The organism is Mycobacterium sp. NGS49, from assembly GCF_059812565.1.
In genome coordinates, this window is record NZ_JCALCX010000018.1 from 1 (window position 1) to 23,395 (window position 23,395).

Annotated in this window: 17 protein-coding genes and 3 pseudogenes; 10 read left to right on the top strand and 10 right to left on the bottom strand. The window is 70.9% G+C overall.

Features of this window, described 5'->3' with window-relative positions; genetic code table 11:
- Positions 1–4,130 (top strand): annotated as a pseudogene (locus tag AC5Y7D_RS19315) (PE family protein); the annotation flags it as partial.
- 237 nt (positions 4,131–4,367) lie between these two features.
- Here AC5Y7D_RS19315 and AC5Y7D_RS19320 read toward each other — a convergent pair.
- A complete protein-coding gene (locus AC5Y7D_RS19320; RefSeq protein ID WP_499926948.1) occupies positions 4,368–4,592 on the bottom strand; it encodes a hypothetical protein in 225 nt (74 codons plus the stop codon).
- Positions 4,593–4,710: 118 nt separating this feature from the next.
- On the opposite strand from AC5Y7D_RS19320, the pseudogene AC5Y7D_RS19325 reads away from it, so the two are divergent.
- A pseudogene (locus tag AC5Y7D_RS19325) lies at positions 4,711–5,531 on the top strand (oxidoreductase); the annotation flags it as partial.
- A gap of 148 nt (positions 5,532–5,679) precedes the next feature.
- On the opposite strand, the gene AC5Y7D_RS19330 reads toward AC5Y7D_RS19325, so the two are convergent.
- Positions 5,680–7,443, bottom strand: a complete 1,764-nt coding sequence (locus AC5Y7D_RS19330; RefSeq protein ID WP_499926784.1) for a PE family protein — start codon at positions 7,441–7,443, stop codon at positions 5,680–5,682.
- Between the two features lie 698 nt (positions 7,444–8,141).
- On the opposite strand from AC5Y7D_RS19330, the pseudogene AC5Y7D_RS19335 reads away from it, so the two are divergent.
- From AC5Y7D_RS19335 to AC5Y7D_RS19345, 3 genes and pseudogenes are all read left to right on the top strand, one after another.
- Positions 8,142–8,351, top strand: a pseudogene (locus AC5Y7D_RS19335) (PE family protein); the annotation flags it as partial.
- A 124-nt stretch (positions 8,352–8,475) separates the two neighbouring features.
- On the top strand, positions 8,476–8,727 hold the full coding sequence (locus AC5Y7D_RS19340) for a hypothetical protein (RefSeq protein WP_499926949.1): 252 nt from the start codon (positions 8,476–8,478) through the stop codon (positions 8,725–8,727).
- A gap of 326 nt (positions 8,728–9,053) precedes the next feature.
- A complete protein-coding gene (locus tag AC5Y7D_RS19345; protein ID WP_499926786.1) occupies positions 9,054–10,454 on the top strand; it encodes an FAD-dependent oxidoreductase in 1,401 nt (466 codons plus the stop codon).
- On the opposite strand, the gene manA is transcribed toward AC5Y7D_RS19345, so the two are convergent.
- The 4 genes from manA to AC5Y7D_RS19365 all read right to left on the bottom strand — a co-directional run bounded on the left by manA (position 10,438) and on the right by AC5Y7D_RS19365 (position 14,717).
- A complete protein-coding gene (manA, locus tag AC5Y7D_RS19350) occupies positions 10,438–11,676 on the bottom strand; it encodes a mannose-6-phosphate isomerase, class I (RefSeq protein WP_499926788.1) in 1,239 nt (412 codons plus the stop codon). The two genes, AC5Y7D_RS19345 and manA, sit on opposite strands and share 17 nt — an antisense overlap.
- A 7-nt stretch (positions 11,677–11,683) precedes the next feature.
- A complete protein-coding gene (locus tag AC5Y7D_RS19355; protein WP_499926790.1) occupies positions 11,684–12,754 on the bottom strand; it encodes a TobH protein in 1,071 nt (356 codons plus the stop codon).
- The gene (locus AC5Y7D_RS19360) at positions 12,751–14,142 is read right to left on the bottom strand and encodes a phosphomannomutase/phosphoglucomutase (protein ID WP_499926792.1); all 1,392 of its coding nucleotides are present in this window, start codon (positions 14,140–14,142) and stop codon (positions 12,751–12,753) included. Before AC5Y7D_RS19360 ends, AC5Y7D_RS19355 begins: the two co-directional genes overlap by 4 nt.
- Before the next feature lie 98 nt (positions 14,143–14,240).
- Complete coding sequence (locus AC5Y7D_RS19365) at positions 14,241–14,717, bottom strand: DUF3499 domain-containing protein (RefSeq protein ID WP_499926793.1); 477 nt, start codon at positions 14,715–14,717, stop codon at positions 14,241–14,243.
- Between the two features lie 146 nt (positions 14,718–14,863).
- Between AC5Y7D_RS19365 and AC5Y7D_RS19370 the strand changes: the two genes are divergently transcribed.
- The gene (locus AC5Y7D_RS19370; protein WP_499926934.1) at positions 14,864–15,283 is read left to right on the top strand and encodes a metallopeptidase family protein; all 420 of its coding nucleotides are present in this window, start codon (positions 14,864–14,866) and stop codon (positions 15,281–15,283) included.
- A gap of 15 nt (positions 15,284–15,298) precedes the next feature.
- Here the strand turns inward: AC5Y7D_RS19370 and AC5Y7D_RS19375 are convergent, their stop codons facing one another.
- Entirely contained in the window at positions 15,299–15,643 is a 345-nt protein-coding gene (locus AC5Y7D_RS19375) for a WhiB family transcriptional regulator (RefSeq protein WP_499926935.1), read from the bottom strand.
- A 358-nt stretch (positions 15,644–16,001) separates the two neighbouring features.
- Here AC5Y7D_RS19375 and cofD point away from each other — a divergent pair, with 358 nt between their 5' ends.
- Genes cofD through AC5Y7D_RS19395 form a run of 4 tightly spaced genes read left to right on the top strand, consistent with a single transcriptional unit; the run spans position 16,002 to position 20,444 of the window.
- Positions 16,002–16,988 (top strand): 2-phospho-L-lactate transferase, encoded by a 987-nt coding sequence (cofD, locus tag AC5Y7D_RS19380; protein WP_499926795.1) that lies wholly within the window; start codon positions 16,002–16,004, stop codon positions 16,986–16,988.
- Between the two features lie 5 nt (positions 16,989–16,993).
- The gene (locus AC5Y7D_RS19385; RefSeq protein ID WP_499926936.1) at positions 16,994–18,343 is read left to right on the top strand and encodes a coenzyme F420-0:L-glutamate ligase; all 1,350 of its coding nucleotides are present in this window, start codon (positions 16,994–16,996) and stop codon (positions 18,341–18,343) included.
- Positions 18,340–19,908 carry an Eco57I restriction-modification methylase domain-containing protein gene (locus AC5Y7D_RS19390; RefSeq protein WP_499926796.1) on the top strand — a complete coding sequence of 523 codons (1,569 nt, stop codon included), beginning with the start codon at positions 18,340–18,342 and terminating at the stop codon, positions 19,906–19,908. The genes AC5Y7D_RS19385 and AC5Y7D_RS19390 overlap by 4 nt, the downstream gene beginning before the upstream one ends.
- A complete protein-coding gene (locus tag AC5Y7D_RS19395) occupies positions 19,905–20,444 on the top strand; it encodes an NUDIX domain-containing protein (RefSeq protein WP_499926798.1) in 540 nt (179 codons plus the stop codon). Before AC5Y7D_RS19390 ends, AC5Y7D_RS19395 begins: the two co-directional genes overlap by 4 nt.
- Before the next feature lie 28 nt (positions 20,445–20,472).
- Here the strand turns inward: AC5Y7D_RS19395 and manB are convergent, their stop codons facing one another.
- Genes manB through rfbD form a run of 3 tightly spaced genes read right to left on the bottom strand, consistent with a single transcriptional unit; the run spans position 20,473 to position 23,366 of the window.
- Positions 20,473–21,552, bottom strand: coding sequence for a mannose-1-phosphate guanylyltransferase (gene manB, locus AC5Y7D_RS19400; protein ID WP_499926937.1), 1,080 nt, complete (start codon positions 21,550–21,552; stop codon positions 20,473–20,475).
- Position 21,553: 1 nt separating this feature from the next.
- Positions 21,554–22,462 carry a glycosyltransferase family 2 protein gene (locus AC5Y7D_RS19405; protein ID WP_499926800.1) on the bottom strand — a complete coding sequence of 303 codons (909 nt, stop codon included), beginning with the start codon at positions 22,460–22,462 and terminating at the stop codon, positions 21,554–21,556.
- Positions 22,455–23,366, bottom strand: coding sequence for a dTDP-4-dehydrorhamnose reductase (rfbD, locus tag AC5Y7D_RS19410; protein ID WP_499926802.1), 912 nt, complete (start codon positions 23,364–23,366; stop codon positions 22,455–22,457). The genes AC5Y7D_RS19405 and rfbD overlap by 8 nt, the downstream gene beginning before the upstream one ends.
- Positions 23,367–23,395 lie beyond the last annotated feature (29 nt).

Sequence of the window (23,395 nt, forward strand, 5' to 3'; positions counted from 1 at the left end):
GTCAGGGCGGAATCGGGGGGGCCGGCGGGGCCGGCGGGGCTGGTGGGGCCAGTGCGGGGTTGTTCAGTACGGCCGGGGCCGGCGGGGCCGGCGGGACCGGCGGTGTCGGCGGGGTCGGTGGGGTCGGTGGGCCGGGTGATGTGGTGCAGGCCGGCGGGACCGGCGGGATCGGGGGCACTGGTGGCGGCGCGGGGGCGGGCGGTGCGGGGGGCGCGGGGGTTTGGCTGTCCGCCCCGGGCGCGGACGGCGTTAACGGCCGCGGCGGGACCGGCGGGGTCGGCGGTGTGGGGGGTGTGGGGTCTTCCGGCGGTCCTGACAGCGTGGCCGGCGCGGGGGGCCTCGGTGGTGGCGGGGGACGCGGCGGGGCCGGCCTGGGTGGTGTCGGCGGCGGCGATGGTGGCACCGGCGGGGCCGGGGGCCGCGGCGGGGCCGGTGACGGCGTCATCGCCAACCTCCCGTTCAGGTTCGCGCAGTCCGGCGGGACCGGCGGGCTGGGCGGTGTGGGTGGTGTCGGTGTGGAGGGCGGACTGTTCGGCGCCGGCGGGGACGGCGGGGAGGGTGGTGTGGGCGCGCATAGCGGTGGGCAGGCCAGCGCCGGGCGCGGCGGTGTGGGCGGGGCCGGCGGCCTCGCCGGCGCTCAGGGGCCCGGGTACGGCGGTGGTGGTGGCGGTGGCGGCGGCGGTGCGCTGCTGGATCAATCCGGCGGGGGTAGCGCGGCGGGGGTAGTCACTGGCGGTGACGGGGGCCGCGGCGGTGCCGGCAGCGCTGTCAGTGCCGGCGGTGACGGGGGGACCGGCGGCGCAGCCACGATCATTGCGGACGGCGCGGGCAGTAATGTTTCCTTGAGCGCGGCCACCGGTGGCGTTGGCGGTGAGGGCGGCCTCGACGGCGGCCGCGGGGGCAGTGGCGGTCAGGCGATCGTCGCCGCCTCCGCGGGCAGCACCATCACGGCCGCCACCGCCACCGCCGGCGCCGGGGGCGCAGGTATTGACGGCGGCACCGGCGGTCGCGGCGGACCCGCGCAAGTGAGCGCGTTATCCACCGGCACGGTGAGCGGCAGTGCGATCGGTGGCGCCGGCGGTGACGGCATCGGCGCCAGCAGCATCGGCGGGGACGGCAGTCAGGCGCTCCTTTTCGCCGAGAACGGCGGGGCGGCGACCGGCACCGCGATCTCCGGCGCCGGGGGCGCCGGTATCGACGGCGGCACCGGCGGCCAGGGCGGCTTCGGGCAGGTTGCCGCATTCGGCGGTAAGGCGAGCGGCACCGCTACCGGGGGTGTCGGCGGTGATGGCACCGGCATCGGCAGCCACGGCGGCACCGGCGGCGCCGGCAACTTCGTAGCCTACTCAGACACGACGCTGACCGGCACGGCTACCGGCGGCGCAGGGGGCGCGGGATCCGACGGCGGCACCGGCGGGCAGGGCGGCGGTGGTGCACTGTACTCCGACCGCAGCACTGTTGCCGCCACCGCCGACGGCAGTGCTGCCGGCGGCAACGGCGGGGCGGGCAGCGGTGCCGGCAGCGTCGGCGGCGCCGGCGGTGAAGGCTTCTTCTTGGTCGAATCGGGCGGTACGGCGACCGGTACCGCCACCGGCGGCGACGGAGGCGCAGGCTCCGTCGGCGGTACCGGCGGTCAGGGCGGCGAGGCACAGATCTTGGCCAACACCGGCGGCACTGCCGGCGGCGATGCCCTCGGCGGCCACGGCGGGGCGGGCACCGGCGCCGGCAGCGTCGGCGGCACCGGCGGCAAAGGCTCCTTGCTGGCCGAATCAAGCGGTACGGCGACCGGTACCACCACCGGCGGCGACGGAGGCGCAGGCTCCGGTGGGGGCACCGGCGGCCTGGGCGGCGAGGCACGGATCTTGGCCAACACCGGCGGCACTGCCGGCGGCGATGCCCTCGGCGGCGACGGCGAGGCGGGCACCGGCGCCGGCAGCCTCGGCGGCGCCGGCGGCAAAGGCTCCTTGCTGGCCGAATCGGGCGGTACGGCGACCGGTACCGCCACCGGCGGCGACGGAGGCGCAGGCTCCGGTGGGGGCACCGGCGGCCTGGGCGGCGAAGCATGGATCGACGCCAACACTGGCGGCATTGCGGGTGGCATTGGGGGCGGTCAGGCTGCCGGCGGACACGGTGGGGCGGGCAGCGGCGCCGGCAGCCTCGGCGGCAACGGCGGCAACAGCTTCCTCGAAGCCGAATCGGGCGGTACGGCGACCGGTACCGTCACCGGCGGCAACGCGGGCGCAGGTATTGACGGCGGCACCGGCGGCGGCGGCGGCGGCCGCTGGGCGCGAATTCTCGCCCTGGCCGGCACTGTGAGCGGCACCGCGATCAGTGGCGCGGGCGGTGACGGCATCGGCAGCGGCAGCGTCGGCGGGGACGGCGGTGCTGCGCTCCTCGTCGCCGAAAGTAGTGGGTCGATGACCGGCACCGTAACCGGCGGCGCCGGCGGTGCTGGAATAGACGGCGGCAGCGGCGGTTCGGGCGGCGAAGTGCTTGCGAACGCGTATATCGGCGGTACAGCTAGCGCCACCGCCGTTGGGGGTGTTGGCGGTGTCGGCTCCGGCATCGGCAGCCGCGGCGGCCGAGGCAGCGAGGGTAACGTGCTCGCCAGCTCCGGCGGGACGCTGACCGGCAGCGCGACCGGCGGTGCCGGCGGCGACGCTGGTGCGGGCAGCGCCGGCGGCGACGGCGCTCCAGGCTTTTTGGTCACAACAAATGGCGCGGTGACCGGTACCGTCACCGGCGGCGACGGGGGCGCAGGCTCCGGTGGGGGTACCGGCGGCAACGGCGCTCAAGGCTCTTTGAGCGCCGGACCAAATAGCGCGGCGACCGGTACCGTCACCGGCGGCGACGGAGGCGCAGGCTCCGTCGGCGGTACCGGCGGCCTGGGCGGCGAGGCACGGATCTCGGCCAACACCGGCGGCACTGCCGGCGGCGATGCCCTCGGCGGCCACGGCGGGGCGGGCACCGGCGCCGGCAGCGTCGGCGGCACCGGCGGCAAAGGCACGATCGAGGCCTTCGGCGCCGGCAGCTCGGCGATCGGTACCACCACCGGCGGCGACGGAGGCGCAGGCTCCGGTGGGGGCACCGGCGGCCTGGGCGGCGAAGCATGGATCGACGCGAACACTGGCGGCATTGCGGGTGGCATTGGGGGCGGTCAGGCTGCCGGCGGCCACGGTGGGGCGGGCAGCGGCGCCGGCAGCCTCGGCGGCAACGGCGGCAACAGCTTCCTCGAAGCCGAATCGGGCGGTACGGCGACCGGTACCGCCACCGGCGGCGCCGGGGGCGCAGGTATTGACGGCGGCACCGGCGGCGACAGCAGCTTCGCGCGAATTCGCGCCGTGGACGGCACTGTGAGCGGCACCGCGACCGGCGGCGCCGGCGGGCAGGGCATCGGCGGCGGCAGCGTCGGCGAGGACGGCGGTGCTGCGCTCCTCTTCGCCGAAAGCGGTGGGGCGTTGACCGGCACCGCGACCGGCGGCGCCGGCGGTGCTGGAATAGACGGCGGCAGCGGCGGTTCGGGCGGCAGCGGCTCATTGAGCGCGTTTACCGGCGGTACAGCTAGCGGCACCGCCATTGGGGGTGTTGGCGGTGTCGGCTCCGGCATCGGCAGCCACGGCGGCCAAGGCAGCGACGGTCTTTTGTTCGCCTCCTCCGGCGGGACGCTGACCGGCACCGCGACCGGCGGTGCCGGCGGCGACGGTGGTGGGGGCAGCGCCGGCGGCAAGGGCGGTGTAGGCGTGATGGTCGCCACAACAAATGGCGCGGTGACCGGTACCGTCACCGGCGGCGACGGGGGCGCAGGCTCCGATGGGGGTACCGGCGGTCAGGGCAGTGGGGCACAGATCTTGGCCGACACCGGCGGCACTGCCGGCGGCGATGCCGTCGGCGGCAGGGGCGGGGCGGGCACCGGCGCCGGCAGCCTCGGCGGCAGCGGCGGAGCCGGCACCATCGAGGCCTTCGGCGCCGGCAGCTCGGCGATCGGGTGCACTGCCACCGGCGGCAACGGCGGCAACGGCGCTGCGGGCTTGACCGGCGGCAACGGCACCGACGCGACGATCAGCGCCCAAGGCGGCCAGAATCTGGACAATTCCACCGCGCAGGGCGCAGACGGGCTGAACAATCCGTAGCACCGGCCGGCTGACCGCATCGGCCGCAGCTGTGGGCGGGCGCCGGTCGCCTCGTTCGGGCCCAATCGCCCGCTGGGGCCCGCGACGCCCGTTCACCCCGGTGCCGGCGTACTAACCTGGAGCGCACGCAGCGCAGCCAGCATGAACGACGTTGACACCGACGAGCGCAGGCTGATGATGGGCCGTCAAGGGATGACCTGACTCGACCCACTTGGTGACAGATCGGTTCGAGCCTTTTCAGTTTGGTGAGGAGAAAGCCGAGATGTTGATGCTTCCGGTGGCCCTTGAGCCTTTGACGGTGGTGGTGGCGGTCGACCCCGGCAAGGTGATGAACCGAGTGTGGGTCAGCAACGGGAACGGACTGCTGGCGGAGCCGGTGTCGTTGCCGGTGGCGCGGTCGGGGATCGCGGCGCTAGAGAAGATGCTTGCTGTGCACGCCGGTGATCCGGTGTTCGCGATCAAGGCGACCGGGAGTCTGCACCGTGCGTGGGCTACTGAGTTGGACCTGCTGCACCCAGGGTCGGGCCGGTTCGAGACCGATGATCGCGACTGTTGCGGCGTTGACGTACCTGGCTCGTCGCCCGGCGAGCCGGCCAACCGCGCCACCGTGCCGCAGGACTGCCAACCTGCACCTGCTGATAGCCCGCGGTGCCGACGAGTTCGAAAGCCTTGTCTCCCGGTCTACTGGATGACATGGTGGCGGCGGGCGTGCCCATGCTGGAAAACCGCCCGGACTGCATTCACCTGGGTGCCGCGGGCTACGTCCTTGGCACCGGACATACCCTGCGCGACGAGTTCACCGCCTATGTGCCCAGCCGGCCCCACCCGGAGTGGCAGATCCGCGGGCGCGTCGGCGACATCGACAACGTCCAGATCGTGCAGCGCCCGGTCGCCGAGCCGCGCTTCGAGCCGGCGCTGCAGCGGGTGACCGGCGTGCTGCTGGAACCCGACGGAACGCGCAAGCCGAACCGGTCGGGGAACCCGCACATCATGCCTTCCCGGTAAGCAAGTGGCGCCGCTATCACAAACTGGACCGTTCTCCCGGCGGCATCGTCGCTTTCGGTGACGCGGTGGCCAGCTTCAATCCGACGTTCGGGCAAGGCATGACCATGACGTCGCTGCAGGCCGGGCGTCTGCGTCGGGCGCTGCACTGCCCCGACAACCTGGCCGCAGAACTCCACCGCCTGACGGCCAAGTCCACCTTTCCAGTGTGGATGATGAACGCGATCGGTGATGTGACGTTTCATCACGCAACCGCTAACCCCCAACCCCGCTGGCGGAAATCGGCCGGATCGCTCCGAAACCGGCCGCACCGTCGCTAACAACATGCGACCGTGGCTCACGGAGCAGCGGGAGCGCCGCCCACAGCGCCGCCGGGAAGTGCATGGCGTCAACTCCTAATTCCTAATCGAACCCGTATCGACATGTGAATGCTGTTACCGATCTTGCCTTCGAAAATCCCTCAACTGCTTCAGGATTCGACGCAAGTTCGTCATGTCACATCGACAACAAATTGTCGGAAGATGATCCTCAATCCGTTAACCGGGTGTCAGCCCGGTTGGCCATCGGGCCCAGCGGCGCCAAATCCTCCAGGATTGCCTGGATTACCATCAACTACCCCAGATCCGGCTGCGCCTCCCGCACCGCCGGTACCACCGGCTCCTCCGCGACCCCCGGCGCCGCCTGTGCCGTCCACACCGGAAAAGCCGATCAATCCACCAGCGCCTGCCGCGCCGCCGGCGCCACCGGTGCCACCAGTGCCGCCGGCACCACCTGCACCGCCGTCGCCTCCGTCACCGCCGTCACCACCGAAGGCGCCGCCAACGAGTACGCCACCGTCTCCGCCCGCGCCGCCACCGCCGCCGGGTGAACCGGTGCCGCCGACACCACCCGCACCGCCAGCACCTCCGTTGCCGCCGATGCCGGCCAGCAGCCCACCACGTCCACCGGCACCTCCAGCACCGCCGGGGCCGCCGATACCAGCGTTGTTGGCGCCCGGACCACCCGAACCGCCGTTGCCTCCGCCGCCGGGAGTGCCGCCTTGGTTGCTTTCCCCACCGCCTTGGCCGCCGGCGCCGCCGGCTGCGCCCGTGCCGCCATGTCCTCCTGCTCCGCCATTGCCTGCGAGACCCGCACCCGTACCGGCAGGCGAGGCGAGGCCCCCGATTCCACCGGCACCACCCGGGGCTCCGGCGCCACCATCGCCTCCGTTACCTCCATTGCCCCCGAAGGCGTCTCCTGCGCCCGGGTTGACGCCGACACCACCTGCTCCCCCGTTACCGCCGGGCGCACCGGTGCCGCCGTTGCCGCCGTTGCCCCCGTTGCCGCCGGTCACCGGGCCGTCGGCGAATTGTGCGCCGTCGCCGCCGGCGCCGCCGTTGCCACCGGCCTGCCCAGGCACGCCGGCACCGGACTGTCCGTTACGGCCAGGTGCGCCGCTGCCGAGCACGTTGCTGGCGCCACTCTTACCGTCCGGCGCCTGGCTGGTCTGGTCGGGTGTGGGATTGACTCCATTTGCTCCGGCACCGCCGACCCCACCGGCGCCGCCATCCCCACCGTTGCCGATCAGCCCCGCGTCACCGCCGGCGCCCCCTCTTCCGGGGAGCCCACCGGTCACCGCAGCGCCGCCTACACCCCCGCTGGCACCACTACCGAGGACACCGCCGCTGCCTCCGGCACCACCGTTGCCGCTGACCGTTGTACCCACTCCGCCGGCGCCCCCGCCACCGCCATTACCGAACAGCCACCCGCTACCGCCCGCACCACCCATGCCACCGGCGCCGGCGGTATGAGCCCCACCGACACCACCGCTGCCGCCGTTGCCAATCAGCCCCGCGACGCCGCCGTTACCGCCACGCCCACCAACGTCTGCCACACCGGACCCACCGTTGCCGCCGTTGCCCCACAGCAGTCCGCCGGGCCCACCGTCTTGCCCCGTTCCTGGCGCACCGTTGATGCCATTGCCGATCAGCGGGCGGCCAAGCAGCGTTTGGGTAGGCGCATTGATCGCGTCCAGCAGAATCTGCTCGACGCTGACGGCCTCGGCTCCTGCATAGGATTTCGCACCTGATGCCAACGCTGAGACGAACTGCCGGTGGAACGCCGCTGCCTGCGTGCTGACGATCTGATACTCCACAGCATGCGAGCTGAACAACGCCGCAATGGTGGCCGAAACCTCATCTTGTGCAGACTCCAGAACGCCCACGGTCTGGGCGGCTGCCGCGGCGTTGGCATCACTGAGCGCAGAACCGATACCGGCCACCTCGGCAGCGGCCGATATCAACCGCTCGGGCGCCACCATCGCAAATGACATCGAACACCTCGCTCCGCTAATTCGGATCTGACGAGTCGGGCGTTGACGCCGGGCCCGAGCTGGGTTGACGAGCTCAATAGCCTTTGTTACGAATGCGATTGAGATCAGTGCACATTACCTTAGCCGATTGCTCGCTACACGAGTCGATGCTGCGACGGCTGCTTCGACACAAGCGTCGTTGCGGAGGTAGAGCAGCAACCCGAAGCCCTGGTCCCCTTGGGTGGGGTAGCGGGCGGCACGAACAGACGAACCGGCTGGGACATTGCATAGTGGTCAGTGAGTTACCTACCAAAGTGACTCAAGCGACGGACACACCCCGCGATGATTCACGACAATGCTGCCCTGCTCGGCCAGCTCGAAGCTCTGAAGTCCACCCGATGCCGTCGCGATGTTCGCCGAAAGATCCGCACCGGGAAGCAGCAGCTTACCGAGGCCACGACCGCAGGGGCGTCAAGGCGGGGGTGTCCACGTCGGAGCTCTCAAGGATCTGCGCGGGCCTGGACACCGAGAGCAAGGCGTTTCGCACCCGTTAGCTTGACCCGCGTCGAGTTTCCCTACGTTTGAGCAATGTTGCCTGCGCTATCTGGAACCTCGCCACGTTATATGCGCAACCTTGCTCCTCCGGCGGGCAACGGCTCTAGAGTCGAGACCCGCGGTGGCTCAACTTGTTTCAAAACGATAGGAGCGTGGCGATGGCGATGGTCTCGGTGTGGGTGGATGCGGTCGCCGCTGCGGGTGAGCAGGTGGGGTTGGTGGGGTCGGTGGTGTGGGCGGCGGATGCGGAGGTGGTGGCGACGACGGGGGTGGAGGCGGCGGGTGGGGATGAGGTGTCGGCGGCGATTGTGGGGTTGTTCGGGGAGTACGGGCGGCAGTATCAGCACGGCGAGCGGGCAGCGGTGTTCGCTGAGCGATTCGGGGCGGCGTTGGGGGCGGCGGGGGCGTCATATGGGTCGGCGGAGGCCTTCAATATCGAGCAGTTGCTGTTGGGGGTGATCAACGCCCCCACCCAGGCGTTGTGGGGACGGAACCTGATTGGCGACGGGGCGGCGGGGGGCACCGGGACAGGCCGGCGGTGCGGGCGGGTTGTTGTGGGGTATCGGCGTTGTGGGCGGCGCAGGCGGCAGCACCTTCGGCGGTTCCGGTCAAGCCGGCGACGGCGGTGCGGGCGGCAGCGGCGGCAACGTTACCGCCGCCGGCAGCCGCAATCTCCTCAGCGCCGGCAATGGCGGCGCTGGCGGCGCCGGTGATCGCGGCGGCGACGGTAATTCACCCCTACCCAATTAGGCGGCAACGGTGGTCGTGGCGGCACCGGCGGCTTCTCGGTTGCGCAGGGCATTGCCGGTGGCAAGGGCGGTCGCGGCGGGGAGGTCGGCTGGGGCAACCGCGCCGCAGTTCCCTTCGGCGCAGCGGGCAACGGTGGTGATGGTGGCGAGGGCGGGTTCAGCTTTTTCGATCGCGGCGGCGACGGCGGTGCCGGCGGACCAGGTAACTTATCGGGAAACGATGGCAACCCCGGCGCTCCGGGATAGCGGTTGCCGTGCGCGTGCTCGGGGTTAATCGCATCGGATCGACGCTCCGCGCTGAACAAAGCGGACGGGTACGCTGCCCCAATGGTGGGGAGCCAAGAGAACAAGAATCATGCGGTAGTGATCGGCGCAAGCATCGCCGGGCTGTGTGCGGCCCGGGTGCTATCCGACTTCTACGCCCAGGTGACGGTCTACGAGCGCGATGACCTGCCCGGCGAACCGGCCAACCGCGCCACCGTCCCGCAGGATCGCCACCTGCATCTGCTGATGGCCCGCGGCGCCAACGAGTTCGAGAGCCTGTTCCCGGGTCTGCTGGACGACATGGTGGCGGCGGGCGTGCCGATGCTGGAGAACCGGCCGGACTGCATTCACCTGGGCGCCGCCGGCTACGTCCTTGGTACCGGACACACCCTGCGCGACGAGTTCACCGCCTACGTGCCCAGCCGGCCCCACCTGGAGTGGCAGATCCGCCGGCGCGTCCGCGACATCGACAACGTCCAGATCGTGCAGCGCCCGGTCGCCGAGCCGCGCTTCGAGCCGGCGCTGCAGCGGGTGATCGGCGTGCTGCTGGACCCGGCGCAACGCGGTGAGGAGCCGGAGTTTGTCGCCGCGGACCTGGTGGTCGATGCCGCCGGCCGTGGCACCCGGCTGCCCGTGTGGCTGGATCAGTGGGGATATCAGCGCGCGCCGGAGGCGACGGTCGACATCGGCATCAATTACGCCACCCACCAATTCCGGATGCCGGAAGGCCTGATCGCGGAGAAGGTGGTGGTGGCCGGCGCGTCGCACGACAAGTCGCTGGGATTGGGCATGCTGCATTACGAGGACCACATCTGGGTGCTGACCACCTTCGGAGTGGCGAATGCCAAGCCGCCGCGCACCTTTCCCGACATGCTCGCGCTCGTCGATGACCTGCTCCCGCCCCACTTCAGCGCGGCGCTGGCGCAAGCCGAACCGGTCGGCGAACCCGCATATCATGCCTTTCCGGTGAGCAGGTGGCGCCGCTATCACAAACTGGACCGTTTTCCCGGCGGCATCGTCCCGTTCGGTGACGCGGTGGCCAGCTTCAATCCGACATTCGGGCAAGGCATGACCATGACCTCGCTGCAGGCCGGGCATCTGCGTCAGGCGCTACACTCCCCCGGCGACCTGGCCGCAGAACTCCATCGCCTGACGGCCAAGACCACCTTTCCGGTATGGATGATGAACGCGATCGGTGACGTGACCTTCCATCACGCAACCGCCGACCCCCAACCCCGCTGGTGGAAATCGGCCGGATCGCTGTTCGAACAATTCCTCGGCGCCGCGGAAACCGATCCGGTGCTCGCCGAATGGTTTTTGCGCCGGTTCTCCCTGCTCGACAGCCTGTACATGGTCCCGCCGGCGCGAATTTTCGGCCGTACCGTCGCACACAACGTGCGACTCTGGCTGGCCGAGCAGCGCGACCGGGTACAGCCGCGGCGCGCCGTCACAAGCCCACGGTAGCCCGGAACACCTTGGCCGGCCGCTGCGCGGACAACCGGATCGGGCCGTCGTCGGCGCCGACCCAGGCCGCCGCGCCGCGCTCGAGGGTGAGCGACCCGGATTTGCCGTGCACGGTCAGCGAACCCTCGGCGCACAGCAGGATCTGCGGCCCGTCGTGGCTGCACGCCGCGTCGACTTCGTGACCGAGTTGATCGCCGTCGAGCACCAGCAGCGCCAGCGCGAACTCGTCGGTCGGGGTGTCGTAGACCCATTCCAGGCCGTCCCGGCGAATCGACGGCCGCAGCTGCGCCTCGGCGGTGGGCCTGAAGTCCAGCACCCGCAGCAGTTCCGGCACGTCGACGTGCTTGGGGGTGAGACCGCCCCGTAACACGTTGTCGGAGTTGGCCATGACCTCCACCGCGAACCCGCGCAGATAGGTGTGCAGGTTGCCGGCCGGCAGGAAGATCGCCTCACACGGGGCCAGGGTGATGCGGTTGAGCAACAACGCCGCCAGCACACCGGCATCACCGGGATAGCGCTCGCCGAGTTCCAGCAGCGTCTTGATCTCGGCTTCGAATTCCGTTGCCCCCGAACTGATGTAGTGGATCGCGCCGTCGAGCACGGCCGGCACCAGCACATCGAGGTCGGGCTGCGGCGCGGTGATCCAGGTGGTGAACAGCGCGCGCAGGCCGTCAGCGTCAGATTGGTCGTCGGACCCCTCGCTGAGCAGATCGATGAACGGATCCAGGTCGGACACATTCAGCGCCCGCAGCAACTCGGTGGTCCGCGACACCTGACGGAAACCGGCCAGCGCCTCGAACGGCTGCAACGCCACCAGCAGCTCCGGCTTGTGGCTGGTGTCGCGGTAGTTGCGGACCGGTGAGTTCACCGGGATACCGAGCCGCTCTTCGCGAGCGAATCCCTCGACCGCCTGGGCGGCGCTCGGGTGCGCCTGCAGCGACAGCGGCTCGTCGGCGGCCAGCACCTTGACCAGGAACGGAAGCACATCGCCGAACCGGGCCCGCGACGCCGGGCCCAGCTGCCCCTCCGGGTCGGCGGTCAGCGCGGTCAGCAAGGAGGTCTCGCCGCCCGGTGTCTCCAGCCAGGCGGGGTCGCCGGGGTGTGCGCCGAACCAGAGTTCGGCTTCAGGGTGTGCAGCGGGAACCGGCCGGCCGGTGAATTCGGCGATAGCGGTACGGGATCCCCATGCGTAGGTCCGCACCGCTCCGCGTAGCAGTTCCACCGTCTCTCTATCCCCGTGCCAGTCGCAGGTAAACCGCGGCCATCTCCAGCCGAACGGCCAATACTGCCAGTTGCTGCTCGGCGCGCCCCGCACCGGTCGGCACCGAGGGCTGATCCGGGACATCCTCCGCGCCGACCAGGTAGACGTCATCGAACCCGGCCACTCGCGCGGCCAGCACCGCGCGCTCCGCGGACAGTGTCAGCGCCAGCACGCGCATCCGCTGCGGCAACGGCCCATCGATCTGTTCGTCGTGGAAGAGCGCATCGGCGGGCTCGGCGTAAGCACGCGGGCCGCCGCGCAACGCGGCCAACGCGTCGCCCAGACCGGCGGCCGCGGCGACCTGTCGAGCGACCCGCAACAGCACCGAACTGCCGTGCCGGGCCAGCGCCAGGGTCGCCGCGCTGTCGCCGGCCAGCGCAACCTGACAGCCGGTCATCCGGGTGGCCAACGTCTTGGCCGGGTTGGTGAACAGGTCGCGGCCCGCGCTGTTGCGCAGCGCCTCGGCATCGAGTTCGTCGGCCAGCGCCGCCAGGTCGATGCTCAGCCGGGGATCCACGGTGTGCAACACGGCCAGGCCCGCAGCCAGGTACCGGCACAACCCGAACTCCTCGTGCATCGGCAACCGCGGCGAGAGCACCGCGACCCGGCCCGCCGTCGAGTCCCGCAGCGGCCCCTCGTACGGCGCCACCACCACCACCCGCGCACCCCTGCGCACCCCCGTCGCGGCCGCGCCCACCAGCGCGGGATCGCCGGGATCGTCACCGGCCACGATCAGCACATCGAGCGGCCCCACCCAGGGCGGCGCCTCGGTGACCAGCGTGATCGGCTCGGCGGCAGCGGTCGCCAACGTGGCCGCCAGCACGGCGCCCGCGGTCTCGGCGGCACCGCGCCCGGCCACCCAGATCACGCTGCGCACCCGATCCTCACCGCGCAGCGAGTCCAGTTCGCCTTCGCTGAGCGCGGCGGCCACGGCGCGCACCTGCGCACCGGCCATCGACGCCGCCCGCAGCAGGCCGTCCCGGTCGGCGGCGATCAGGCCTTCGGCGTCCTCGAGATCGACGGCACCGACGGCACTCACGGTCCGGCCCCGGTTGCCTGGGCCGCGATTTCGGCGCTGACCTGTGCGACCACCGCATCCACATCCTCGATGCTGCGCCCCTCGACATTGAGCCGCAATAGCGGTTCGGTGTTGGAGCTGCGCAGGTTGAACCAGCTGCCGTCGCCGAGGTCCACCGTCACGCCGTCGAGGTGATCGATGGACTGGATCCGGCTCGTGAACGTCTTCAGGACGGCGTCCACACAGGCCGGTGCGTCGGCGACGGTGAAGTTGATCTCCCCGGACGACTCGTAGCGCTGGTAGTCGGCGGTCAGCTCGGACAGCGGCCGGTGCTGTTCGCCAAGTGCGGCCAGCACATACAGCGCGGCCAGCATGCCGGAGTCGGCCCCCCAGAAGTCGCGGAAGTAGTAGTGCGCCGAATGTTCGCCGCCGAAGATCGCGTTGGTCTCGGCCATCAGCGCCTTGATGTAGGAGTGGCCGACGCGCGAACGCAACGGGGTGCCGCCGCGCTCGGCCACCAACTCGGGCACCGCGCGCGAGGTGATGACGTTGTGGATCACCGTCGCGCCGATCTCGCGTCCCAGTTCCCGGGCGGCCACCAGGCCGGTGACCGTCGACGGCGATACCGGTCGGCCCAGCTCGTCGACGACGAAGCAGCGGTCGGCGTCACCGTCGAACGCCAGGCCGATATCGGCCCCGGTTTCGCGCACATAGTTCTGCAGGTCCACCAGGTTCGCCGGGTCCAGTGGGTTGGCTTCGTGGTTGGGGAAGGTGCCGTCCAGCTCGAAATACAAGGGCAACAACGTAATCGAGTCGATTGCGCCGAACACCGCCGGCGCGGTGTGACCGGCCATGCCGTTGCCGGCATCCACCGCCACCCGCAGCGGGCGCAGACCGGAAGTGTTGACAAGTGAGCGCAGGTAAACCCCGTACTCGGCCAGCACGTCTTGGTCGGTGACCGAACCGACCGGGCCGTCGTGGCCGGGGACACCGGCGATCAGTTCGGCGCTGATGACCCCCAGCCCGGTGTCGGCGCCGACCGGCTTCGCACCGGCCCGGCACAGCTTGATGCCGTTGTATGCCGCCGGGTTGTGGCTGGCGGTGAACATGGCACCGGGGCAGTTCAGCAGGCCCGAGGCGAAGTACAGCTGGTCGGTGGACGCCAGCCCGACGCGCACCACGTCCAACCCCTGACCGGTGACCCCGTCGGCGAAGGCCGCCGACAATCCCGGTGAGCTGTCGCGCATGTCGTGGCCGATCACCACCCGGGCCGCGCCTTCGCTGCGCATCAGCCGGGCAAACGCGGACCCCACATCGGTGACCAGCGCATCGTTGATTTCCTCCCCCACCAGCCCGCGAACGTCATAGGCCTTGATGACACGGTGGACAGCCTCGGCGGGCCACGACATTCTCCGGTGCTCCTGACGCCCTGGGTGTATTCGACTCTTGGCCGTCAGCCTATCGGCCCGCCGGGGCCCGGCCGGTTCCAGACCCGAACGGCCGGGATCTACCGGGGCGGATCGGGCAGTACCCGAAGATGGCCACGCCGGCGTCCGGAGCGATGCTCGGGCGGTGCGAGCAGTCCGGCGGTCGGCGCAGTGGCGTGGGCGCCCGCAGGGTGCGTGTCGGCGACAACGCCACCGGCACGGGGCACGCCGTCGAAGCCCCCACTGGCCACGAAGCCGTTGACCAGCGCCGGCGTTCGCGCGGCGGCCGCGCCACCCTCACGCACGGCATCGGCCAGCGCCACCAGTTCGTCGTCCTCATCCGGATGGGTGGGCAGTGGCCCGGCATGGCGCACCAGTTCCCAGCCACGCGGTGCGGTGATGCGGCCGGCATGGTTGACACACAGATCCCACGAGTGCGGTTCCCGCGCGGTAGCGAGCGGGCCGACCACCGCCGTCGAGTCCGAGTAAACGAACGTCAACGTTGCCACTGCATAATGCGGACACCCGGGCCGGCAGCAGCGTCGGGGTACGTTCACGCTCGAAAGGCTATCGCGGGAAAACGCGGGTCCAGCGGCGGACACGCGCATCGGCGACGCCGATGTCCAACCGTTACCATCGGCGCGTGAGCGGGGAACGATCGGCTCTGCCGGCCGGCCGGCCGAGACGCCGGCGGGGCCGGGATCTGCGCGGTCCGTTACTCCCGCCGACGGTGCCCGGCTGGCGCAGCCGGGCCGAGCGGTTCGACATGGCGGTGCTCGAGGCGTACGAACCGATCGAGCGGCGCTGGCAGGACCGGGTCGCCGAACTCGACGTCGCGGTCGACGAGATCCCGCGCATCTCCGCCAAGGACCCCTACAGCGTGCAGTGGCCGCCGGAGGTGATCGCCGACGGGCCGATCGCCCTGGCCCGGCTGATACCGGCCGGCGTAGACGTCCGCGGAAACGCCACGCGAGCGCGAATCGTGTTGTTCCGCAAGCCTATCGAGCGACGGGCCAAAGACACCGTCGAACTCGGCGACCTGCTGCATGAAATCCTGGTGGCCCAGGTGGCCATTTATCTGGACGTGGAACCCTCGGTCATCGATCCCACGATCGACGACTGAACCGCTGACGCCTGCTCAGATAACCCCGCGTTTGAGGCGGCGACGTTCGCGTTCGGACAGACCGCCCCAGATGCCGAACCGCTCGTCGTGCGCCAGCGCGTACTCGAGGCACTCGTGCCGGACCTCGCAACCCAGGCAGATCTTCTTGGCCTCGCGGGTGGAGCCACCCTTCTCCGGGAAGAAGGCTTCGGGGTCGGTCTGCGCGCACAGCGCCTTGTCCTGCCATTGGTCGGCGGGGATCTCCTCGACCGGCTCCGGCTCGAACACGGCGGGCGCATCGGGAACAACGCTCAAATGAGGACGGACTGGCGGCATGATGGTTTCAGCCGGCTCGGGAGTGGTGTGCGGTGTGCCTCCCATTACGCCCCGAAGGTACTCATAGGACATGCTCCGCCTCCTCACTAATAGAGAGTGAAATGATTTCCCACTGTTCTGATGTACAGATACCTAATTCGAACAAGTGATCGAATCTCGGTCTGCGACACCGGAACCGGCCGGCCAACCGGGAAATGACACTGATGTGATTAGACACGGGCCGGGGACCGTGGTCAAGCACTTCGGCGCAATTCCATACCATCTCGTGATCGAATTTCGGCGATTCCGTTGTCGACGGAATGCGGCGTGTCGGGTACGAATTGATCACAAGTCCCTTGCGCCACATTGGTTAACAACAATCACCGCATCTTAACGTGTGCCGTCGGGCAGGTACTGTCCTGGTGTGAAAGTCACCGTTCTGGTCGGCGGGGTGGGCGGCGCCCGCTTCCTGCTCGGAGTGCAGCAGTTGCTGGGCTTGGGCAAGTTTGCTCAGGGCGAGGGTGGCGGCCATGAACTGGATGCCGTCGTCAACATCGGCGACGACGCCTGGATCCACGGCGTGCGAGTCTGTCCGGACCTCGACACCTGCATGTACACCCTGGGCGGCGGCGTCGACCCCGAGCGTGGCTGGGGCCATCGCGACGAAACCTGGCACGCCAAAGAGGAACTCGGCCGCTACGGCGTGCAGCCCGACTGGTTCATGCTCGGCGACCGGGACCTGGCCACCCACCTGGTGCGCACCCAGATGCTCAATGCCGGCTATCCGCTGTCGCAGGTCACCGCCGCGCTGTGCGACCGGTGGCAACCGGGCGCACGGTTGCTGCCGGCCAGCGACGACCGTTGCGAGACGCACGTGGTGATCACCGATCCGACTTCCGGTAGCAGGCGGGCGATCCATTTCCAGGAGTGGTGGGTACGCCATCGCGCGCAGGTGCCCACCCACAGCTTTGCGTTCGTCGGTGCCGAAAAAGCAACGGCCACAAGCGAAGCGGTGACCGCTATCGCCGAGGCCGACGTCATCATGGTGGCGCCGTCGAATCCCGTGGTCAGCGTCGGCGCCATCCTCGCCGTGCCCGGAATCCGGGCCGCGCTGCGGGCGGCCACCGCCCCGATCGTCGGCTACTCCCCGATCATTGGCGGAAAACCGTTGCGCGGCATGGCCGATGCCTGCCTGTCGGTGATCGGCGTGGACTCCACCGCCGAGGCGGTGGGCCGGCACTACGGCGCCCGCAGTGCGACCGGGATCCTGGACTGCTGGCTGGTGCACGAGGGTGACCGTGCCGAGATCGACGGAGTGTCGGTGCGCGCCGTCCCCCTGTTGATGAGCGACCCGCAGGCGACGGCGGACATGGTGCGCGCCGGACTCGACCTGGTGGGCGTCGCCGGGTGAGCGCGCTGCCGCCGGCCGGCGAGCACGGCTCAGCCGCCAAGATTGAAATCCTGCCCGTCACCGGCCTGCCCGAGTTCCGGCCCGGCGATGACCTGGCCGCCGCGCTCGCCGGGGCCGCGCCGTGGCTGCGCGACGCCGACGTGGTGGTGGTGACCAGCAAGGTGGTGTCCAAGTGCGAGGGCCGCCTGGTGCCGGCACCCGTCGCTGAAGAAGCACGAGACCGGTTGCGCCGCCAGCTGGTCGACGATGAAGCGGTCCGCGTGCTGGCCCGCAAGGAACGGACGCTGATCACCGAGAACCGGCTGGGGCTGATTCAGGCGGCGGCCGGAGTGGACGGATCCAACGTCGGGCGAACCGAATTGGCGCTGCTGCCGGTGGACCCGGACGGCAGCGCCGCCGCCCTGCGCGCCGCGCTGCGCGAGCGACTCGGCGTTACCGTCGCCGTGGTGATCACCGACACCATGGGCCGCGCGTGGCGCAACGGCCAGATCGACGCCGCCGTCGGCACGGCCGGTCTGGCGGTGCTGCACAACTATTCGGGTGCCGTCGACCGGCACGGCAACGAACTGGTAGTCACCGAGGTAGCCGTCGCCGACGAGATCGCGGCCGCCGCCGACCTGGTCAAGGGCAAGCTGACCGCGATGCCGGTGGCCGTGGTGCGCGGGCTGCGCCCGATCGACGACGGTTCGACAGCCCGCCACCTGGTGCGAGCGGGCACCGAAGACCTGTTCTGGCTCGGCACCGCCGAGGCCATCGAGTTGGGCCGCGCGCAGGCTCAGTTATTGCGCCGCTCCGTGCGCCGGTTCAGCGATCAGCCGGTGCCGCCGGATCTCGTCGAATCCGCGGTAGCCGAGGCCCTCACGGCGCCGGCCCCGCATCACACCCGCCCGGTGCGCTTCGTCTGGCTGCAGGACCCGGGCACCCGTACGCGATTGCTCGACCGGATGAAAGACAAGTGGCGCGCCGACCTCGCCGGCGACGGCCGGCCGGCGGACTCCGTCGAGCGCCGGCTGGCCCGCGGCCAGATCCTCTACGACGCAACAGAAGTCATCATCCCGTTCCTGGTGCCCGAGGGGGCGCACCGCTATCCCGACGCCGCCCGCACCGCGGCCGAGCACACCATGTTCACCGTGGCGGTCGGGGCGGCCGTGCAGGCGCTGCTGGTCGCGCTGGCGGTGCGCGGCGTGGGCAGTTGCTGGATCGGGTCGACGATCTTCGCCGGCGATGTGGTCCGCAACGAGCTCGCGCTGCCCGGCGATTGGGAGCCGCTGGGTGCCGTCGCGATCGGGTATGCGGCCGAACCGGCCGGTTTGCGCGACCCGGTTCCGTCCGCGGACCTGTTGATCCGCAGATGAAGACATTCGCGGGCAAGGCGGCCGTGACGGCCGACAAGATCCGCGGCGGCTACTACACGCCGGCGCCGATCGCCCGCTTTCTCGCCGAGTGGGTTACGCAGGCCGGGCCCCGGGTGCTGGAGCCGTCGTGCGGGGACGGACGGATCCTGCGCGAACTTGCCGCCCGCAGCGATCAGGCGCACGGGGTGGAACTCGTTGCCGGCGAAGCGGCGAAGGCGCGCGCGTTCGCGCCGGTGGACACCGCGGACCTGTTCTCCTGGCCGGGCGCGGCCGGCTGGGACGGCGTCGCGGGCAACCCGCCTTACATCCGTTTCGGACACTGGGACGCGCGGCAGCGCGAACCGGCGTTGGCGATGTTGCATCGAGAAGGCCTGCGGCCCAACAGATTGACCAACGCGTGGGTGCCGTTCGTGGTGGCGAGCACCACGCTGGTGCGCAACGGGGGCCGGGTGGGGCTGGTGCTGCCGGCCGAGCTGCTCCAGGTCTGCTACGCAGCGCAACTGCGGGACTTTCTGGTGAGCCGGTTCCGGGAGATCACCGTGGTGAGCTTCCGGCGCCTGGTGTTCGACGGCGTGCTGCAGGAGGTGGTGCTGTTCTGCGGCGTCGCCGGACGCGGCCCGGCGCGCATCCGCACGGTGCAGCTGGACGACGCGGCAGCGCTGGCCGACGTGGACTTGGACGTGCCGTCGGCTCCGGCGCTGTTGCACGAGCGGGAGAAGTGGACCGCGTACTTTCTCGACCCGGCGCAGATCAGCACACTGCGGGCCCTCAAGGACTCCCGCGCGATGACGCGGCTGGGCCGGGTGGCCGAGGTGGACGTGGGCATCGTGACGGGACGCAACAGCTTCTTCACCTTCACCGACGCGCAGGCCCGGGACCTGGGGGTCACGCGGCACTGTGTGCCACTGGTGTCCCGCAGCGTTCAGTTGTCCGGGTTGTTCTACGATATCGATTGCCGCACCAGCGATATGGCCGCCGGTCAGCGCACCTGGCTGCTGAACGCGCCGGCGCACCCGCACGACGGCGCGCTGCTCGCGCACATCGCGGCCGGCGAGGCGGCCGGCGTGCAGCGCGGCTACAAGTGCTCGCTGCGCAGGCCGTGGTGGACCACACCGTCGCTGTGGGTGCCGGATCTGTTCATGCTGCGCCAGATTCACCTGACCCCGCGTCTGACGGTCAACGCCGCCGCGGCGACCAGTACCGACACCGTGCACCGGGTGCGGGTCGCGGCCGGCACCGAGCCCGGTGCGCTGGCCGCCGTCTTCCACAACAGCGCGACGTTCGCCTTCGCCGAGATCATGGGCCGCAGCTACGGCGGCGGCATACTGGAGCTCGAGCCCGCCGAAGCCGAACAGTTGCCCATCCCCCCGCCGGGGTGCGCCGGCCCCGACCTGGCCGCCGATGTCGACCTGTTGTTGCGGGCCAACGAGATCGAGAAGGCGCTCGACCTGGTGGACCGACGTGTGCTGATCGAGGAGCAGGGGGTGTCGCCAGAGGTGGTGGCGCGGTGCCGCGCGGCCTGGGTCGCGCTGCGGGATCGGCGGACCGGCAGAGGGTCGCGGTGAGCGTGCGCGACTCGGTGATCGCGCTGCTCACCGACTGGCAGGCACCGAACCCGGCTCAGGACGCGTTGCGGGAGGCGGTGCTGGGGTTTGCGCTCGCCCGCGCCGACGCCTGCCTGCGGGCGTGCGAACCCGGCCACATCACCGCCTCCACCTTGGTGCTCGACGACGCCGGCACGCAGGTGTTGCTCACCCTGCACCCCCGGCTGGGCCGCTGGGTGCAGCTGGGCGGGCACTGCGAGGACCACGACGCGGACATCCTCGCCGCCGCTGCCCGCGAGGCCACCGAGGAATCCGGCGTCCCGGGTTTGCGGCTGCGGCCCGAACTCGTTGCGGTGCACGTGCATCCGGTCACCTGCTCGCTGGGGATTCCGACGCGGCACATGGACCTGCAGTTCATGGCGCACGCCCCGGCTGGCGCGCGGATCGTGCTCAGCGACGAGTCCGACGACCTGCGGTGGTGGCCGGCCGACGAGTTGCCGCCGGGCACCGACCACGCGCTGGAGCACTTGGTGCGGCAGTCCTTGCGCCGAGTGTGAAGCTGGCCGCACGTTCGCGCGGGAACGCTCAGACGTCCGAGGAGTAGCGGATGCCGCCGTCGGGAATCCGCACGCCCGGCCACACCCGCGCGCCGCGCAGCAGTTCGCACCGGGCGCCGATGTCGGCGCCGTCGCCGATCACACCGTCGCGGATCAGCGCCCGGGGGCCGATGCGGGCCCCGAAGCCGATGATCGAGCGCTCGATCACGCAGCCGGCCTCCACCTTGACGCCGTCGAAGATGACCGCGCCGTCCAGCCGGACGCCCGGACCGATCTCGGCGCCGCGCCCCACGACCGTGCCGCCGATCAGCAGCGCCCCGGGCGCCACGGCCGCGCCGTCGTGCACCAGACTCTCCGCACGCTGGCCTTGCAGCGCCGGCGACGGCGCAATGCCGCGCACCAGGTCCGCCGACCCGCGGACGAAATCCTCCGGAGTGCCCATGTCGCGCCAGTACGTGGCGTCGACGTAACCGCACACCTTCACCGCAGGATCCGACAGCAGCGCCGGGAATACCTCGCGCTCCACCGAGACCTCACGGCCGCGCGGGATCCGGTCGATGATGTGGCGGGCGAAGACGTAACACCCGGCGTTGATCTGGTCGGTGGGCGGGTCCTGGGTCTTCTCCAGGAACGCGGTGACGCGGCCCTCGGTGTCGGTCGGTACGCAACCGAACGCCCGGGGATCGCTCACCCGCACCAGGTGCAGTGTGACATCGGCCCGGTGGTCGGCGTGAAAGGCCAGCAATTGGCCCAGGTCGGTGCCGGACAACACGTCACCGTTGAAGACCATCACGGTGTCGTGCCGCAGCCTGCTGGCCACATTGGCGATGCCGCCGCCAGTGCCCAGCGGTTTCTCCTCCGTCACGTAGTCGATCTGCAAGCCCAGCTTGGAGCCGTCGCCGAACTCGGCCTCGAACACCTCGGCCCGGTACGAGGTGCCCAGCACCACATGCTCGATGCCGGCCGCGGCGATCCGCGACAGCAGGTGGGTGAGGAATGGCAGCCCGGCCGTCGGCAGCATCGGCTTGGGCGCCGACAGCGTCAGCGGCCGCAGCCTGGTGCCCTTGCCGCCGACCAGCACCACCGCATCCACGTCATGGGTTGCCAACTCAGCGCCGCCCTTCTGCCAGTTCTTTTCCAGACACGCGGCGCGACCGGCGCAGGGCATTGCGCACCATCACGCGCGAACGCACCGCCAGGGATGCCCGCAGCGTCCAGCGCAGCGGAGCCCACCACCACCCAGGGTGCCGGTCGGCCAGGAAGATATAGGTACTGCGGTGGTGTGCGGCCAGATGGCGGCCCGGGTCGCGTCCGGTCGAGTGGCCCTTGTGATGCAACACCTCGGACGACGGCACATATACGGACAGCCAGCCGGCCTTGCCGAGCCGGTCGCCGAGGTCGACGTCTTCCATGTACATGAAATAGCGCTCGTCGAAGCCACCGATCTGGTCGAACGCCGACCGCCGCACCAGCAGACACGATCCGGACAGCCAGCCGACCTCCCGCTCACTGGGATCGAGGTGCTCCTGACGGTAGGCGCGCGTCCACCGGTTGCGCGGCCAGACCGGCCCGAGCACCGCATGCATGCCGCCGCGGACCAGGCTGGGCAGGTGGCGCGCCGAGGGGTACACCGACCCGTCCGGGTCGCGAATCAGCGGGCCCAGCGCGCCGGCGCGCGGCCAGCGGGCCGCCGCGTCCAGCAGGGCGTCGATGCTGCCCGGGCCCCACTGCACATCGGGGTTCGCCACGATCACCCACTCGTCGTCCCACTGGCCGTCGCGCAGCGTCGCGACCGCACGGTTGACGGCCGTTCCGTATCCCAGGTTGGCGCCGGTGGGCATCAGCCGCACGTTCGGGTAGCGCTCGACGGCCGCCTCCGGTGCGCCGTCGGTGGAGCCGTTGTCGGCCAGCACCACGCCGACCGGCCGGTCGGTGGCCAGCGCCAACGACGCCAGGAACCGTTCCAGGTGCGGGCCCGGCGAATAGGTCACCGCGACGACCGGCAGCACGTCACTCACGCGTAGAGGGTAACGGTCGATCGGATGCCGCCGTCAGCGCCGCGTTGAGCGCCTCGCGCCAGGGCCGCAATGGCGTCAGGCCGGCGGCGGCCCAGGACCGGCCGGACAGTGCGGAGTAAGAGGGCCGCATCGCCGGCCGCGGGAACTCGGCGGTGCTGCACGGCTGCACCCGCCGGGGGTCTGCGCCGCTCTCCTCGAATACCGCGCGGGCCTGTTCGTAACGGGACACCACGCCCTGGTTGGCGACATGCAACAGCCGGCCCCGCACGGGGCTGCCGGCCAGCTCCAGCAGGGCCGCGGCCAGGTCTGCGGCGTAGGTCGGCGAACCGGTCTGGTCGTCGACGACTTTGATAGGACCGGCAGCGACATCCCTGGCGGCCAGCCGCTGCATGACGGCGACGAAGTCGCCTCTGCCGCACCCGCCGGTGTACACCCAGGCGGTGCGCACCACGACGGCTTCCGGCAGCGCCGCCAAGACGGCCCGCTCCCCGGCGAGCTTGCTCCGGGCGTACACGCCCTGCGGGCCGGTGCGGTCGTCCGGTTCGTAGGGCCGCGGGTCCGAGTCTCCGAAGTCGCCGTCGAAGACGTAGTCGGTGGAGATGTGGATCAGCCGGGCGCCGACGCGCGCGCAGGCCCGGGCCAGGTGCTCCGGCCCGGTGGCGTTCACGGCGTACGCGCCGGTCTCGTCGCTCTCGGCGCCGTCGACGTCGGTGTAGGCCGCGCAGTTGATGACGACGTCGCCGGCCCGGACCAGCCCGTCCGCCGCGGACGGGTCGGTGATGTCGAACTGCGTCGAGGTTCTGGCCAGCACGGGGCGACCCACGCGGGCGGCCCGCGCGGTCACCAGGGTGCCCAGCTGCCCCCCGGCACCCGTGACCACTAGCCGTTCCGGCCCGCTCGACATGCTCCGAGTCTGGCACGCCGAGCCCGGCT

What these genes read in the sequence shown, in the direction of transcription:
- AC5Y7D_RS19330 (WP_499926784.1), bottom strand. Translation starts at nt 7,443, where the DNA reads ATGTCATTTGCGATGGTGGCGCCCGAGCGGTTGATATCGGCCGCTGCC.
- AC5Y7D_RS19345 (WP_499926786.1), top strand. Translation starts at nt 9,054, where the DNA reads ATGGTGGGGAGCCAAGAGAACAAGAATCATGCGGTAGTGATCGGCGCA.
- AC5Y7D_RS19360 (WP_499926792.1), bottom strand. Translation starts at nt 14,142, where the DNA reads ATGTCGTGGCCCGCCGAGGCTGTCCACCGTGTCATCAAGGCCTATGAC.
- AC5Y7D_RS19375 (WP_499926935.1), bottom strand. Translation starts at nt 15,643, where the DNA reads ATGGGAGGCACACCGCACACCACTCCCGAGCCGGCTGAAACCATCATG.
- AC5Y7D_RS19390 (WP_499926796.1), top strand. Translation starts at nt 18,340, where the DNA reads ATGAAGACATTCGCGGGCAAGGCGGCCGTGACGGCCGACAAGATCCGC.
- rfbD (WP_499926802.1), bottom strand. Translation starts at nt 23,366, where the DNA reads ATGTCGAGCGGGCCGGAACGGCTAGTGGTCACGGGTGCCGGGGGGCAG.